General features: G+C 44.4%; 16 protein-coding genes, 2 tRNA genes and 1 rRNA gene. 14 read left to right on the top strand and 5 right to left on the bottom strand.

The genetic code is table 11. The annotated features are described in order from the left end of the window. The first annotated feature begins 11 nt into the window (after nt 1–11). The 8 genes from rrf (at nt 12) to tsaD (ending at nt 4,129) form a co-directional block, all read left to right on the top strand. Nucleotides 12–127, top strand: a 5S ribosomal RNA gene (rrf, locus tag BXO87_RS19470). 19 nt (nt 128–146) lie between these two features. Continuing rightward, nucleotides 147–223 (top strand) — tRNA-Met (locus BXO87_RS19465). Nucleotides 224–230: 7 nt separating this feature from the next. Beyond that, a tRNA-Asp gene (locus BXO87_RS19460) sits at nt 231–307 on the top strand. A gap of 183 nt (nt 308–490) precedes the next feature. Further along, entirely contained in the window at nt 491–1,468 is a 978-nt protein-coding gene (gene thiL, locus BXO87_RS19455; RefSeq protein WP_038457099.1) for a thiamine-phosphate kinase, read from the top strand. Nucleotides 1,469–1,483: 15 nt separating this feature from the next. After that, the gene (gene tsaE, locus BXO87_RS19450) at nt 1,484–1,960 is read left to right on the top strand and encodes a tRNA (adenosine(37)-N6)-threonylcarbamoyltransferase complex ATPase subunit type 1 TsaE (protein WP_038457101.1); all 477 of its coding nucleotides are present in this window, start codon (nt 1,484–1,486) and stop codon (nt 1,958–1,960) included. After that, entirely contained in the window at nt 1,941–2,630 is a 690-nt protein-coding gene (tsaB, locus tag BXO87_RS19445; protein WP_038457102.1) for a tRNA (adenosine(37)-N6)-threonylcarbamoyltransferase complex dimerization subunit type 1 TsaB, read from the top strand. Before tsaE ends, tsaB begins: the two co-directional genes overlap by 20 nt. A 10-nt stretch (nt 2,631–2,640) precedes the next feature. Further along, nucleotides 2,641–3,096, top strand: a complete 456-nt coding sequence (gene rimI / locus BXO87_RS19440) for a ribosomal protein S18-alanine N-acetyltransferase (RefSeq protein ID WP_003155993.1) — start codon at nt 2,641–2,643, stop codon at nt 3,094–3,096. Next, complete coding sequence (tsaD, locus tag BXO87_RS19435; protein WP_020955419.1) at nt 3,089–4,129, top strand: tRNA (adenosine(37)-N6)-threonylcarbamoyltransferase complex transferase subunit TsaD; 1,041 nt, start codon at nt 3,089–3,091, stop codon at nt 4,127–4,129. Before rimI ends, tsaD begins: the two co-directional genes overlap by 8 nt. Nucleotides 4,130–4,351: 222 nt before the next feature. Here the strand turns inward: tsaD and BXO87_RS19430 are convergent, their stop codons facing one another. Further along, nucleotides 4,352–6,280 carry an ABC-F family ATP-binding cassette domain-containing protein gene (locus BXO87_RS19430; RefSeq protein WP_020953910.1) on the bottom strand — a complete coding sequence of 643 codons (1,929 nt, stop codon included), beginning with the start codon at nt 6,278–6,280 and terminating at the stop codon, nt 4,352–4,354. Nucleotides 6,281–6,419: 139 nt separating this feature from the next. On the opposite strand from BXO87_RS19430, the gene moaC reads away from it, so the two are divergent. Genes moaC through tatC form a run of 4 tightly spaced genes read left to right on the top strand, consistent with a single transcriptional unit; the run spans nt 6,420 to nt 8,530 of the window. Next, a complete protein-coding gene (gene moaC / locus BXO87_RS19425; RefSeq protein ID WP_038457105.1) occupies nt 6,420–6,932 on the top strand; it encodes a cyclic pyranopterin monophosphate synthase MoaC in 513 nt (170 codons plus the stop codon). After that, nucleotides 6,929–7,576 (top strand): redox-sensing transcriptional repressor Rex, encoded by a 648-nt coding sequence (locus BXO87_RS19420; RefSeq protein WP_003155984.1) that lies wholly within the window; start codon nt 6,929–6,931, stop codon nt 7,574–7,576. Before moaC ends, BXO87_RS19420 begins: the two co-directional genes overlap by 4 nt. Nucleotides 7,577–7,594: 18 nt before the next feature. Further along, a complete protein-coding gene (locus tag BXO87_RS19415) occupies nt 7,595–7,765 on the top strand; it encodes a twin-arginine translocase TatA/TatE family subunit (protein ID WP_003155981.1) in 171 nt (56 codons plus the stop codon). Nucleotides 7,766–7,771: 6 nt separating this feature from the next. Then, nucleotides 7,772–8,530, top strand: coding sequence for a twin-arginine translocase subunit TatC (gene tatC / locus BXO87_RS19410; RefSeq protein WP_007609791.1), 759 nt, complete (start codon nt 7,772–7,774; stop codon nt 8,528–8,530). A 37-nt stretch (nt 8,531–8,567) separates the two neighbouring features. Here the strand turns inward: tatC and BXO87_RS19405 are convergent, their stop codons facing one another. Together BXO87_RS19405 and BXO87_RS19400 are read right to left on the bottom strand one after the other, a co-directional pair. Then, on the bottom strand, nt 8,568–8,759 hold the full coding sequence (locus BXO87_RS19405; RefSeq protein ID WP_003155975.1) for a YdiK family protein: 192 nt from the start codon (nt 8,757–8,759) through the stop codon (nt 8,568–8,570). Further along, nucleotides 8,756–9,490 (bottom strand): CPBP family intramembrane glutamic endopeptidase, encoded by a 735-nt coding sequence (locus tag BXO87_RS19400; protein WP_038457108.1) that lies wholly within the window; start codon nt 9,488–9,490, stop codon nt 8,756–8,758. Before BXO87_RS19400 ends, BXO87_RS19405 begins: the two co-directional genes overlap by 4 nt. 236 nt (nt 9,491–9,726) lie before the next feature. On the opposite strand from BXO87_RS19400, the gene groES reads away from it, so the two are divergent. Continuing rightward, entirely contained in the window at nt 9,727–10,011 is a 285-nt protein-coding gene (gene groES, locus BXO87_RS19395) for a co-chaperone GroES (protein ID WP_003155970.1), read from the top strand. 41 nt (nt 10,012–10,052) lie between these two features. After that, nucleotides 10,053–11,687 carry a chaperonin GroEL gene (groL, locus tag BXO87_RS19390; RefSeq protein ID WP_038457112.1) on the top strand — a complete coding sequence of 545 codons (1,635 nt, stop codon included), beginning with the start codon at nt 10,053–10,055 and terminating at the stop codon, nt 11,685–11,687. Between the two features lie 229 nt (nt 11,688–11,916). Here the strand turns inward: groL and cdiI are convergent, their stop codons facing one another. Together cdiI and BXO87_RS19380 are read right to left on the bottom strand one after the other, a co-directional pair. Further along, a complete protein-coding gene (gene cdiI, locus BXO87_RS19385) occupies nt 11,917–12,276 on the bottom strand; it encodes a ribonuclease toxin immunity protein CdiI (RefSeq protein ID WP_038457114.1) in 360 nt (119 codons plus the stop codon). A gap of 21 nt (nt 12,277–12,297) precedes the next feature. Next, nucleotides 12,298–14,190 carry a T7SS effector LXG polymorphic toxin gene (locus BXO87_RS19380; RefSeq protein WP_038457116.1) on the bottom strand — a complete coding sequence of 631 codons (1,893 nt, stop codon included), beginning with the start codon at nt 14,188–14,190 and terminating at the stop codon, nt 12,298–12,300. Nucleotides 14,191–14,535: the final 345 nt, after the last annotated feature.

The raw sequence follows: 14,535 nt of genomic DNA, 5'->3' as shown, positions 1-14,535 counted from the left end.
ACTCTCAATGGTTTGGTGGCGATAGCGAAGAGGTCACACCCGTTCCCATGCCGAACACGGAAGTTAAGCTCTTCAGCGCCGATGGTAGTCGGGGGTTTCCCCCTGTGAGAGTAGGACGCCGCCAAGCTTTTCTAAAATTTTATCATCGCGGGGTGGAGCAGTTCGGTAGCTCGTCGGGCTCATAACCCGAAGGTCGCAGGTTCAAATCCTGCCCCCGCAACCAAAAAAATGGTCCGGTAGTTCAGTTGGTTAGAATGCCTGCCTGTCACGCAGGAGGTCGCGGGTTCGAGTCCCGTCCGGACCGCCATTTTTATTGTAAACGAAACGATCATGTTTTCGTTTTTTTTTGTGTTTTCTTTTAAATGCTGGCAGCTTGGTATCTAACCAAGCTTTCTTTTATATCGTTAAAGTCTTGGATATTGAAACATAATCCGATACACTAGAAAGAGCTGTATTTCACAAGAGCGTCAGAAAGGGAGACGGGAGATATATGGATGAGTTTGATTTGATTCACAGTATTACGCCGCATTCGCATTATCATCCTTCCGTCAATGTAGGGATCGGTGATGATGGTGCGGTTTATACAGCGTCACCCCATATGCAGCAAATTGTCTGCCTTGATACAATGGTGGAGAATGTCCATTTTAAATTAGAGTATTCCTCTCCTCATGATATCGGTTATAAGGCGCTTGCTGTTAACATTAGTGATGTGGCGGCGATGGGAGGCATTCCGAAGTTTTATTTGGTGTCTCTAGCGGTTCCTTCTTGCTGGCAGAAAGCTGACGTCCAGGCAATGTATGAAGGAATGGCGGAACTGGCGAAACTATATCAAATGGATTTGATCGGGGGAGATACCGTCTCCGCTTCCGGTCAAGCTGTTATTACCGTTACTGTCATCGGAGAAGTTGAGAAGGATCGCGCTTGTCTGCGAAGCTCGGCAAGACCCGGAGATGTTGTGTTTGTTACAGGGGATATCGGCTCGTCCGCAGCAGGACTGTCTCTTTTGTTGGGAGAAACACTTCCTTCTGCTTTTCACACGAGTGATTATTTTATCCGAAAACATAAACGGCCCGTTCCGAGAGTTCAGGTCGGCCGCTTCTGCTCTCAGCTTCAGCGCGCGGCTCTGAATGATATCAGTGACGGATTGGCCAGTGAGCTGCATGAAATAGCTGCGGCAAGTTCAGTTACGATAGAAATTGAAGAACAACTTCTGCCGGTGCATCCGGATTTGCCTGAGGCAGATTCTGAGTGGGAAAAATGGGTGTTATTCGGCGGTGAAGATTTTGAATTGGTTGGAACGGTTTCTCAGCAAGAGTGGACCTCTCTGCTTGATTACTGCACTCAATCGGGCATTCCGATTGCGAAGATAGGAGCGGTATCTGAACGGAAGGAAGCCTGTGTTCTTTTGACAGCCAATGATCAGAGACAAATCGTCCTTGAGAAAAAAGGATACAATCATTTTAAATAAGACGGGTGACTCACTTTGAAGACATTACAATGGAGAACGAAAAACCCCGAAGAAACGAAAGCCGTAGCCAAGCTTGCCGCTTCTTTGGCAAAGCCGGGAGACATTTTGACACTGGAAGGCGACTTAGGCGCGGGAAAAACGACTTTTACAAAGGGTTTTGCCGAAGGACTGGGAATCACGAGAGTGGTAAACAGCCCGACTTTTACAATTATAAAAGAATATCATGACGGTTCGCTTCCTCTATATCATATGGATGTGTATCGTGTGGAGGATGAAAGCGAAGACTTAGGGCTTGAAGAATATTTTGAGGGACAAGGTGTCTGTTTAATTGAATGGGCTCATTTAATTCAGGATCAGCTGCCTGCTGAACGGCTGCAGATCGTCATCACAAGAGCCGGTGATGAGGCAAGGGACATTACCTTTACGGCTTGCGGAACACGGTATGAAACGCTTTGTGAGGAGATAAATAAACATGACAATACTGGCAATTGATACGTCAAATTACACGCTGGGTGCCGCGCTCGTTCGTGACAAAACGGTGATGGCGGAGTATATTACATATTTAAAAAAGAATCATTCCGTGCGGGCCATGCCTGCTGTCAATTCATTGCTGCAGGATTGCGGCCTAACACCGCAGGACCTTACGAAAATAGCGGTGGCGAAAGGACCGGGATCGTACACAGGTGTCAGAATCGGTGTGACACTGGCAAAAACATTAGCATGGTCGCTGAAGCTTCCGGTTTCCGCTGTCTCGAGTCTGGAGGTGCTGGCGGCTAACGGACGGCACTTTCAAGGACTGATCTGCCCGTTATTTGATGCCCGGCGCGGACAGGTATATACGGGACTTTATGAATATCAGGACGGCCGATTACAATCCGTTCTTCCAGATCAGAATGTCCTTTTGACTGATTGGCTCGGCATGCTGAAAGAAAAAGCGTCTCCGGTTTTATTTTTAGGGCACGATACAGCCATTCATGAAGAAACCATTCTGCATGAGCTGACATCTCAAGCAGTGATAGGAACGGCTGCACAGCATAATCCGCGGCCGTCAGAGCTGGCGTTTTTAGGCTTGGAAAAAGAAGAAGCGGATGTCCACAGCCTTGTTCCGGATTATTTGCGTCTGGCAGAGGCTGAAGCGAAATGGATGGAATCTCAAAAATAGGGTGATAGGGATGAAAACGAAAACGGCGATTCGAAGCATGCGTCCGGAAGATATTGATCAAATTTATGAAATTGAAACAGCATCCTTTACTTCTCCGTGGACGAAGGATTCATTTTATCATGAGCTTTTGGAAAATCCGTATGCCCACTACCTTGTCATTGAAAAGGACGGCTGTCTGGCGGGGTATTGCGGAATCTGGATTATTATAGATGACGCGCAGATTACGAATATAGCCATTAAGCCGGAATATCGGGGCCAATCATTGGGAGAAGCGCTGTTTCGCTCTGCGATAGAATTGTGCAGAGAAAAAAAGGCAAGAAGGCTCTCTCTCGAAGTCAGGGTCTCAAATCATCCCGCCCAATCCTTATATAAAAAATTCGGTCTTCAGGCCGGAGGAATCAGAAAACAATACTATACAGATAACGGGGAAGATGCGTTATTAATGTGGGTGACATTACATGAGTGAAAAACAAGATATTTATGTATTAGGAATCGAAACAAGCTGTGATGAAACAGCGGCCTCAGTCGTAAAAAACGGGAATGAAATTATTTCAAACGTTGTCGCTTCTCAAATTGAAAGCCATAAACGTTTCGGCGGGGTCGTGCCTGAAATAGCGTCCAGACATCATGTGGAGCAGATTACCCTTGTGATTGAAGAAGCTCTTTCAAAAGCGGAGATGGGCTTTGATGATCTTGATGCGATTGCCGTAACGGAAGGACCCGGACTTGTCGGAGCCCTGTTAATCGGAGTCAATGCGGCAAAGGCGTTAAGCTTTGCCCATCAAATACCGTTAGTCGGCGTCCATCACATCGCGGGCCATATTTATGCAAACAGGCTGATAGGAGAACTTCAATTTCCGGCGCTTGCTTTGGTTGTGTCAGGCGGACATACGGAATTGGTTTATATGAAAGAGCACGGTTCATTCGAGGTTATCGGTGAAACGCTGGATGATGCCGCAGGCGAAGCTTACGACAAAGTGGCAAGAACGATGGGGCTTCCTTATCCGGGAGGGCCGCAGATTGATAAGCTGGCTGCTGTGGGAACGGATTCCATTCCGCTTCCGCGTGCGTGGCTGGAAGAAGGGTCTTACAATTTCAGTTTCAGCGGCCTAAAGTCAGCTGTGATTAACACACTTCATAACGCCTCGCAAAAAAATGAGGTGATTCCTCCGGAGGATCTTGCCGCAAGCTTTCAGCAGAGTGTCATTGATGTACTGACGGCAAAAACCTCTAAGGCCGCGAAAGAATACGGGGTTAAACAAGTGCTGCTGGCAGGGGGCGTAGCCGCTAACAAAGGGCTGAGAGCCGCACTGCAGCAGGAATTCAGCCATTCGGGAGATCCCGAGCTTGTCATCCCGCCGCTTTCTTTATGCACGGACAATGCAGCGATGATTGCGGCTGCCGGAACCGTTGCTTTTGAAAAGGGGATCAGGGGCTCATATGATATGAACGGACAGCCCGGTTTGGAATTAACATCCTTTGATCGTCTCACGTTGTAAAACGTGAGGCTTTTTTTACTTATTAACAGATAATTCTAACATATCCACAGGATTGTGAATATATTCAGAAATCCAGGCTGGATAAGAGGCTATAAGTTGTTAGTAAAGTGGATAAAGTCAGAAAATTTTGTGGATAGTGTGTATAAAACGCTTACTTACATGGCTGACAAGGAGGATAGCTGTGGATAAAAAAGCACCCCTTAAAGAGGTGCTTGACTTTTTCTATTCTTCTGAGGAGAGTTCCTCCCATTCTGCTAATAAGTTCTCGAGCTCTTGATTCAGAGCTTCATTCTCCGCGTGAATGGTCTGTACCTTTTCATGATCCTGATACACGTCAGGATCGCACAGCAGCTCCTCATTGGCGCTGATTTTCTCTTCGGCGGATGAGACGGCCGCTTCGATTTCTTCAATGCGTCTCAGGCGCTGCCGTTCTTTCTTCTTCCATTCTTTTTCTTCCTCGTAAGTTCTTTTCGTATCCTGTTTGACCTTGCCGGCAGGCTGAGCCTGCTCCTTTTCCTGCCGCTTCATTTCTTCCAGTTCCAGCTGCTGGGCTTTTTTCTCAGTGTAATAGTCATAGTCTCCCAAATATTCTTCTGCATGATCAGGTGACAGCTCCAGTACTCTTGTGGCGATCCTGTTAATAAAGTAGCGGTCATGCGATACAAATAACAGTGTTCCCGGGTAGTCGATCAGGGCGTTTTCCAGCACCTCTTTACTGTCCAGGTCAAGGTGGTTTGTCGGTTCATCAAGGATGAGAAAGTTTGCTTTTTGAAGCATCAGCTTGGCAAGCGCGACTCTTGCTTTCTCCCCGCCGCTTAACGAGCGGACCGGTTTCAGGACATCGTCTCCGCTGAACAGGAAGTTGCCGAGGCATGTCCTGATCTCTTTTTCCGGCATGTCCGGATATTCATCCCACAGCTCGTCCAGCACGCGTTTGGACGAGGTCAGTTCAGCCTGCTCCTGATCGTAATAGCCGATTGTGACATTGGAACCGTACGTGATCGATCCGGATTCCGGACTGATTGTATTCATAATGGTTTTCAGCAAGGTTGATTTGCCGATTCCGTTCGGTCCGACGAGGGCGGCGCTTTCGCCTCTTGTAATGCCGAAGGTCAGGTTTTTCAAGAGCGGAGGTTGGCCGTCATAGCTGATGGAAACATCCTGTACGCGCAGGACGTCGTTTCCGCTCTGTTTTGTAATGTCAAAACGGAAGGCGGCTGATTTTTCATCCCCGAGCGGCTTTGCCATGACGTCCATCCGTTCAAGCTGTTTTCGTCTGCTTTGAGCTCTTTTCGTTGTAGAAGCTCTGGCCAGATTGCGGTCGACAAAATCTTGAAGCTTGGCGATTTCGTCCTGCTGTTTTTCATACAGCTTCAGGTCTTTCTCATACTGCTCAGCTTTTTGTTCTAAATAGGCGCTGTAGTTGCCGAGGTATTTTTTGCTTTCTGTCCGTGAGACCTCGTACACTTGGCTGACGACTTTATCAAGAAAGTATCTGTCGTGGGAAACGATCAGGATCGCGCCTGAATATCCCTGTAAATAATGCTCAAGCCATGTAAGCGTGTCGATGTCGAGATGGTTCGTCGGTTCATCCAGAATAAGCAGATCAGGCTGGGTCAGCAGCAGCTTTCCGAGCGCAAGCCTTGTTTTCTGGCCGCCGCTCAGGCTTTGCACTTTCACGGAATCGTCAAATTTTCCGAAGCCGAGGCCGTGAAGAATAGATCGGACATCCGCTTCATATTGATAGCCGCCTTTATCCTTGAAATCCTGCTGAAGCCTGTCATAGGTTTTCATCAGCGTCTCAAGCTCCGCGGGGGCGGCCGTGGCCATCTTTTCTTCAATAGAGCGCATCTCTTTTTCCATTGCTTTCAGGAAATCAAAAACGCTCAGCAGTTCTTCTTTTATGGTAAGCTGGGATTCCAATCCTGTGTGCTGGGCAAGATATCCCATCGTTAATTCTTTCGGTTTGATTAATTCACCCTTTTCATATGAAAGGTGACCTGCGATAATTTTAAGGAGAGTTGATTTGCCGGCTCCGTTTCTGCCTACTATGGCGATGCGATCCCGAGATCTGACTTCAAGCTTTATATTGTTTAAAATAGGATCAGCGCCAAAAGATTTGGATAGCTGATTAATTTGTAAGATCATCATATTATTTCACCTCTGTTATAATAAGTTAAGTGTAGCTTATCAACCTGCTGTCAGCAAACAATACATCAGAATTGGAACATTATAGGATAAGACATCAGGGAGAAAATAGTGTATGATCAGAAGTAAGGAGAGTTTAAATATGAATGGATTTTCTCATTTTAATGAAGAAGGCCGTGCCCGCATGGTGGATATAAGCGATAAATCTTCAACAGTCCGTACTGCCGCTGCGATATCCAGCGTACACATGAAGCATGACGTGTACAGCAGAATTAAAAACCGCGAGATCGGAAAAGGAGACGTGCTGGCTGTCGCACAGGTGGCAGGAATTATGGCCGCAAAACAGACGTCAGCGATTATCCCGATGTGCCACCCGCTTTCTTTAAGCAGCGTCGACATTTCATTCGGCTGGGAGGAAAAGGATTCCGAAGCCGTTCTTCATATACAGGCAAGCGTAAAAACGAAAGGGAGTACAGGTGTGGAAATGGAAGCGCTAACTTCCGCTTCAGTCTGCGCTTTGACCGTTTATGATATGTGCAAGGCGCTGGATAAAGGAATGGTCATCGGCCCGACCTGCCTCTTGGAAAAAACAGGAGGAAAAAACGGTGATTTTAAAAGAGATGCATCTGAGTATAAAGTGGAGGACCAATCATGAACAAGGATCAATCAAAAATTCCACAGGCGACGGCAAAACGGCTGCCGCTTTATTATCGCTTTTTAAAGAATTTACACGCGTCAGGAAAGCAGCGCGTTTCATCAGCTGAACTGAGCGACGCGGTAAAAGTCGATTCGGCCACGATCCGCCGGGATTTTTCCTATTTCGGGGCGCTCGGCAAAAAAGGATACGGCTATAATGTGGATTACCTGCTGTCATTTTTCAGAAAAACACTGGATCAGGATGAAACGACGAACGTCATTTTGATCGGTGTCGGGAATTTAGGGACGGCGTTTCTTCACTATAATTTCACAAAAAATAATAACACAAAAATATCTATGGCTTTTGATGTGAATCAGAGTAAAATAGGAACTGAGGTAGGCGGTGTGCCTGTCTTTGATCTTAATGATTTAGAGCTTCATATTAAGGATGAACCCGTGGCGATTCTTACCGTTCCGGCGGTTGCCGCCCAGTCAATCACCGATCGGCTCGTGTCGCTCGGAATCAAGGGAATCCTTAACTTTACGCCGGCCCGTTTGAATGTGCCGGATCACATTCGAATTCATCATATAGATTTAGCTGTAGAGCTTCAATCATTGGTTTATTTCTTAAAGCATTATTCTGTTTTGGAAGAAATTGAATAGCGAAAGGAGGAGCTGCACATGATTGGTCCTGGAAGCCTGGCGGTTATCGGTGTGGTGGCGGTGATTATTTTCGGTCCGAAGAAGCTTCCCGAATTAGGAAAAGCGGCGGGAGACACGCTTCGTGAATTTAAGAACGCTACTAAGGGATTAGCCGGTGAAGAAGAGGAAAAAAAGAAAGAAGAACAGTAAGATAGGATGACGCGTATGAGAGTGAATCAAATGACGCTTGTGGAGCATATTGCCGAACTTCGGAAACGATTGCTGATTGTGGCGTTATCCTTTACGGTTTTCTTTATTGCCGGCTTTTTTCTGGCAAAACCTATCATTGTGTATCTTCAAAAAGCCGATGAAGTAAAAGAGCTCACCCTTAATGCTTTTAACCTGACGGATCCGCTGTTTATCTTTTTGCAGTTCGCGTTTATCATCGGCATCATTTTGACTTCGCCGATTATTCTCTATCAGATTTGGGCGTTTGTCAGCCCGGGTCTGTATGAGAAGGAGCGCAAAGTAACACTCAGCTATATTCCGATTTCGATCGTGCTGTTTGTCGGCGGTGTGTCGTTTTCTTATTATATTTTATTTCCGCTGGTCGTTGATTTTATGAAGCGGGTCTCGAATGACCTCGATGTCAACCAGGTGATCGGGATCACTGAGTACTTTCATTTTCTGCTGCAGCTGACGATTCCGTTCGGACTGCTGTTTCAGATGCCGGTGCTGATCATGTTTTTAACGAGACTCGGTGTTATCACGCCTAGGTTTTTATCGAAGATCAGGAAGTACGCATATTTTGTGCTGCTTGTGATCGCCGCGATGATTGCGCCGCCTGAGCTGCTGTCTCACTTGATGATTACCATTCCGCTTTGCATTTTATACGAGATCAGTATCCTGATTTCAAAAGCGGCGTACCGGAAAAGGCAGACCGGCAGTGAATCTGACCAGGACGTATCAGCATAAAAAAGCCATTTCTCAATGATGAGAAATGGCTTTTCTTTTATTTTTGATTTTTTTTCACTTTAAATGAGAAGGCGAACATTTTAAACGAGATGCTGATATTATAAGCGGCGAAAACCATCAGCAGTATGGAATAAAAAGACCACATGCTTCCCGGAGAGCTTGCGGCCAAATACGTAAAGATACAGCCGACTGCGAAATAAATCAAGCCCCAAGTCATTGGGTTCCTCATACAAACAATCCTCCAATAATTAATTGCATTTGCTCACTATGCTGTTCAATATATTTTTGGGCGGGGCCGAGCTGCATGACCACGACAATGGTATTCATCATGACATGGGCGAATATCGGCACAATAATCCGTTTCGTCTGCACATACAAGAACGCAAAGGTAAAGCCCATGGCCGTATACAGCAGCAGGTGCGTGAGGTCTTGATGCACAATGCCGAAAATGACGGAACTGATCAGTCCGGCGAAAAAGAAATTCGTTTTTTCATATAATACACCGAAGATGATCTTCCGGAAAATGATTTCTTCAAGAATCGGCCCGACGATAGAAGAAACGATAATCATGAGCGGCATGGCTTTAATAATGTTGAGAATGGCTTTCGTGTTTTCGGAACCGCTGCCCACATGAAAGACATACTGCTCAATCATCCCGGCGATTCCCTGAGAAAATAAAGCGAGCCATATTCCCGCGACCGCCCAGAGAACGGACATGCCGGCGGATGCTTTCTTCCCGTTTCTTAATGTCTGCTTCGGCGCGGTTCTCAAAATCAAGAGAACGATAATCAGGCAGATAAAAAAGCTTACGACGGAATAAATCCCCTGAGCCATGGTGAGATTCGCATTCGTAGGGTGCCCGCCCGCATAGCCGAATTTGTACATTAAAGGAATGCCGATCAATGCGGAAAGCTGCATGATAACATATGTCAAAATGATATACCAATACTGTTTTCTCAAATGATATGTACTCCTTTATCCTATAAAATCAACTTATTTGTTCTTATTGTAACACAAGTGAACTTGACGTGAAAAAAGGAGAAAATCAGTGCGAGAGAGAATCATGTAAGCGTGAAAATTTTTTATTCTTATGACTTGAAATTGGAAGTGAGATTCTTTATTATAATAACTGTGTTAGCACTCTTTAGAGCTGAGTGCTAAAATTACATATTCATACTATTGAGGAGGTTATTACATTGTTAAAGCCATTAGGTGATCGCGTTGTCATTGAACTCGTAGAATCTGAAGAAAAAACTGCCAGCGGAATCGTATTACCGGATTCTGCAAAAGAAAAGCCGCAAGAAGGCAAAATCGTGGCAGCCGGTTCAGGTCGCGTGTTGGAAAGCGGAGAGCGCGTTGCTTTAGAAGTAAAAGAGGGCGACCGCATTATCTTCTCAAAATACGCCGGTACTGAAGTGAAATACGAAGGTACTGAATACTTAATCTTACGTGAAAGCGACATTTTAGCTGTAATCGGCTAAGCAAATAAATATTTTTAAAAATTCGAGGAGGTTTCGTTAACATGGCAAAAGATATTAAGTTTAGTGAAGAAGCACGCCGCGCTATGCTTCGCGGTGTCGATGCGCTTGCTGACGCTGTAAAAGTAACTTTAGGGCCAAAAGGACGCAACGTGGTTCTGGAGAAAAAATTCGGTTCTCCGTTAATTACAAATGACGGTGTCACAATCGCAAAAGAAATTGAACTTGAAGATGCGTTTGAAAACATGGGTGCGAAGCTTGTAGCTGAAGTAGCCAGCAAAACAAACGACGTTGCCGGTGACGGTACGACGACTGCGACTGTACTTGCGCAGGCTATGATCCGCGAAGGCCTTAAAAACGTAACTGCGGGGGCTAACCCTGTCGGCGTGCGTAAAGGTATGGAACAAGCCGTGACTGTAGCAATCGAAAACTTAAAAGAAATTTCTAAGCCGATCGAAGGCAAAGAGTCTATCGCTCAGGTTGCTGCGATCTCTGCTGCTGATGAGGAAGTCGGAAGCCTTATCGCTGAAGCAATGGAGCGCGTAGGAAACGACGGCGTCATCACAATCGAAGAGTCTAAAGGTTTCACAACTGAGCTTGAAGTTGTTGAAGGTATGCAATTCGACCGCGGATATGCGTCTCCTTACATGGTGACTGACTCTGATAAGATGGAAGCGGTTCTTGACAATCCTTACATCTTAATCACAGACAAAAAAATCACAAACATTCAAGAAATCCTTCCTGTGCTTGAGCAAGTTGTACAGCAAGGCAAACCATTGCTTCTGATCGCTGAAGATGTTGAAGGGGAAGCTCTTGCTACACTCGTTGTCAACAAACTTCGCGGCACATTCAACGCTGTTGCCGTTAAAGCTCCTGGCTTCGGTGACCGCCGTAAAGCAATGCTTGAAGACATCTCTGTTCTTACAGGCGGAGAAGTGATCACAGAAGACTTAGGCCTTGACCTGAAATCTACTGAAATCGGACAATTGGGACGCGCTTCTAAAGTTGTGGTAACGAAAGAAAGCACAACAATCGTAGAAGGCGCCGGCGACACTGAAAAAATCGCTGCACGCGTCAACCAAATCCGCGCTCAAGTGGAAGAAACAACTTCTGAATTCGACAGAGAAAAATTACAAGAGCGTCTTGCGAAACTTGCCGGCGGCGTAGCTGTCATCAAAGTCGGCGCTGCGACTGAAACTGAGCTGAAAGAGCGTAAACTTCGCATCGAAGACGCCCTCAACTCAACTCGCGCAGCTGTTGAAGAAGGTATCGTATCCGGCGGTGGTACAGCGCTTGTCAACGTATACAACAAAGTCGCTGCAGTTGAAGCTGAAGGCGATGCGCAAACAGGTATCAACATCGTGCTTCGCGCGCTTGAAGAGCCGATCCGTCAAATCGCGCACAATGCAGGTCTTGAAGGATCTGTCATCGTTGAGCGCCTGAAAAACGAAAAAATCGGCGTAGGCTTCAACGCTGCAACCGGCGAATGGGTAAACATGATCGAAAAAGGTATCGTTGACCCGACAAAAGTGACACGTTCTGCTCTGCAAAACGCAGCTTCTGTAGCAGCAATGCTCTTAACAACTGAAGCTGTTGTCGCTGACAAACCGGAAGAAAACGCCGGCGGCGCAGGAATGCCTGACATGGGCGGTATGGGCGGTATGGGCGGCATGATGTAAACCGACAAAAAATCCTTGATTTACAAGGGTTTGTCGGCAACGGACGTCATTTTTAATGCCCACTTGATGCCAATTTAACTTTTTGAGGCTTCTCATGAGTTCACTGAACTTGTGAGAAGCTTCTTTTTTCCGTCTTGCGGGCTTACGGTTAAATTAGGTAATCGATTAAAGCTTTAAATTCAAAACAAAAAACATAGCATGTTCATCAAAGAAATATTAACGGCTTTTCCTATAGCTTAATATTATATTTTTCTTTAATTTTTCGCATGTAATCTTCTACGTCTGATTTATTTTCTGGGTGTCGTTCTAGATATTGATCAACAATTTTATTTAAATATTTATAGAAATTTTCGTAATCTAAAATTACTTCTTCATCTTCTTTGACTGCTGGGTAGTCGAAATAAAAAGCAATACCTTCATCTCCAAAGTAATCATCTTCCCACTCTTCGTAGTCATCAGCAAATACACACCAGACATTCTCTATACCATAACCTTCCCCGTTGGAGAATTTCTCTAAAATTCGTAAAAAACGTTCATCACCCATCACCTGAAAAAAGTAGTTAATTAAATCTTTACTTTTATTATCCATTTCATTTTCACTCCGAATTATTTAATCATTTAAAGTTGGGAAAAAATTTGTTATTTCTCCAGTTGCTTCATCAATATAACCTTCAAACTTGAGACCGTTTTTAGCGTATCCAGTTACTTTTCTCCCGACTACTTCTCCATTTCTCATTGCTTCTTCTCCCCACTGCAACATTTGTTCGTTTGAGATCTTCTCGGGATCATAAACTGTCTTTGGAGTACGAACTTTTTTTAGTTCTCCAGGTTTGATATTTCCCTCTCTATCTAATGCAGGTAATCCATATTCAATTTCATAGATACCATCAATTGTGGGGTGTTCCCTTTTTGAAATTATACAACTCTTTAAATCCCAACCTTTATCAATAAATGCCTTCTCAAAACTCTGTAGATTGTGACCGCCGACAATACCTTTATTTTTCTTTCTGACTATATCTTCTACCTCAACTAAATGGGTATCATATCCTTGCCTAAAAGTAACATTTATTTTGGAAAAAGCATTATTTTTTTCTTCTTCAATTATACTTTTTAACAATGGTGTGTTTTTAACATTGTGAGTATTCTCAATATCTTGTGCAATTCCTACAAGTGCAGGTTCATATCTGTTTTTAAAAAAGGGATTAAAAAAATTGTTGCCTTTTGTAATTCCTTTATTTACATGAGCAGCAGCTGTTCCGCTCTCAACCACTTTACCTACTTTAGAAAGCTTGGTAGTGGTTTGCACTGCGGCGCCTGCACCTTTTGGACCAACGATATTACCGACCGCATAACTGATATAATGTGCTCTTGTGTATGCATCGCCATTTATCATTTTATCATTCCATGAATCGACGATGTTTTTCCAAATTACTTTAGGGTAGGAGGGGACACTTAAGACTGTTGTAATCGTTTTTGTAAGTTTTAGTTCAATAGGGAGTTGTGAAAATTCCCACGCGCCCACAACCAAGTCCTTGATTCCATATATCGTATCATCAATCGCATCATTAACCCCATCATTAACCCCATCGATGATATCCAATGCCGTTTTACCTGCGTTGATCACACTTTCACCGACGGCCTTCAGCTGTTTTGCTTGTTCAAGCTGTACCACATACTGGAGCTGTTCAGGGGTAAGATTCTCATAGCCGACCTTCTTGGCAATTTCTAAGTATTCATCCGGATCTGTCACTCCGTCAGCTAGCTTCTTCTTCAATTCTTTGATTTCTCGTTCTTTCGCTTCGTCTTTCTTGATCTTCAAATAAGCTTCAGTTTGTTTCTCAATATCGCCTTTCTTCTTATGTATGTCACTTTCTCGATAAGCATTGGCATTGTAGTGAATGGGTGTGGCATTCTTGCCCTTGCCTGTAGATTCCTCAAGCTTTTGGAAGTCTTTCTTGATGAATTGCTCGATTGGCTCTGACTGGGCATATTCAGTAACAAGTGCTTCGTCCACGCTTCCTAATTTATCGACTGTTTTTTTACGTTTGTCCTCTGCATCTGCAAGTTCGTCTTTGAAGTCTTCTGTCGAGAACAAATCAAGCGGAAGAATATCATTGATATCAAGTAGGATATCTTTCATTGCTTTCTTCTGTTCAGACATAATAGATTTTGACTTGGTGTAGGCGTTAGCCAGTTCGTGTTCCAGGAAGGATTCTTCTATGTATGCGCCAGACAAGCTGGCGTCCTCTAAAGCGCCTGAAATGCTTGTTAAAAAAGCAATCTTCATATCAATTAGATCAATCCAATTGTCAGCCACACCAGCGTGATCATGATAAAATGCTTTGATGTTGTCAGCGCCTTTTCCGGAAAACTCACTGTCATCTAAATCAGCTACGGCTTTGAAGGCTTTTTTAAGATTGACCATCTGGCTTCTTAATTCTTTGTATTCTTTTGCACGTTTATCTGCTTCTGAAAGCAGTGTTTTGGCTTCAAATACTTTCATATTCATATCCTTTCATTTAAATAGATCAACAAGATTTTACCATGGGAAAATGAAGAAACAGACGAAATGTGATACAAAAGTGTGAAATGATCAATTTGATCTGTGTTATTTTACCTATATGAATCACTTTTTGGGAGACTGGCAATGTCGTTAGACGGTTCCAGTTGGATGTAAAGCTGACGGCTTTGATGAATCTAAGAAAAAGCGAAAATTGAAGAAGCGCTATTACTGAAAAGGATCCATCTTTTATTAGGATCTCAGAGTCGAGAAAATTTCTATACCCTGTTTGCTTACATTTGGTGGTGTAATTCTTAAAAAGTACATAAAAGATGTTGACGGAGTATT

The sequence above is a fragment of the Bacillus sp. GZB genome, from assembly GCF_001975995.1.
Lineage (GTDB): Bacteria > Bacillota > Bacilli > Bacillales > Bacillaceae > Bacillus > Bacillus velezensis.
Note: the sequence above shows the minus strand (reverse complement) of the source record. Positions and strands in the feature narration are given on the sequence as shown.

Coding starts and splice junctions, on each gene's coding strand:
- BXO87_RS19405 (WP_003155975.1), bottom strand. CDS start 8,759: ATGAGGAACCCAATGACTTGGGGCTTGATTTATTTCGCAGTCGGCTGT.
- BXO87_RS19420 (WP_003155984.1), top strand. CDS start 6,929: ATGAACAAGGATCAATCAAAAATTCCACAGGCGACGGCAAAACGGCTG.
- moaC (WP_038457105.1), top strand. CDS start 6,420: ATGAATGGATTTTCTCATTTTAATGAAGAAGGCCGTGCCCGCATGGTG.
- tsaD (WP_020955419.1), top strand. CDS start 3,089: ATGAGTGAAAAACAAGATATTTATGTATTAGGAATCGAAACAAGCTGT.
- cdiI (WP_038457114.1), bottom strand. CDS start 12,276: ATGGATAATAAAAGTAAAGATTTAATTAACTACTTTTTTCAGGTGATG.
- rimI (WP_003155993.1), top strand. CDS start 2,641: ATGAAAACGAAAACGGCGATTCGAAGCATGCGTCCGGAAGATATTGAT.
- thiL (WP_038457099.1), top strand. CDS start 491: ATGGATGAGTTTGATTTGATTCACAGTATTACGCCGCATTCGCATTAT.
- BXO87_RS19415 (WP_003155981.1), top strand. CDS start 7,595: ATGATTGGTCCTGGAAGCCTGGCGGTTATCGGTGTGGTGGCGGTGATT.
- groL (WP_038457112.1), top strand. CDS start 10,053: ATGGCAAAAGATATTAAGTTTAGTGAAGAAGCACGCCGCGCTATGCTT.
- BXO87_RS19430 (WP_020953910.1), bottom strand. CDS start 6,280: ATGATGATCTTACAAATTAATCAGCTATCCAAATCTTTTGGCGCTGAT.
- BXO87_RS19380 (WP_038457116.1), bottom strand. CDS start 14,190: ATGAAAGTATTTGAAGCCAAAACACTGCTTTCAGAAGCAGATAAACGT.
- tsaB (WP_038457102.1), top strand. CDS start 1,941: ATGACAATACTGGCAATTGATACGTCAAATTACACGCTGGGTGCCGCG.
- tatC (WP_007609791.1), top strand. CDS start 7,772: ATGACGCGTATGAGAGTGAATCAAATGACGCTTGTGGAGCATATTGCC.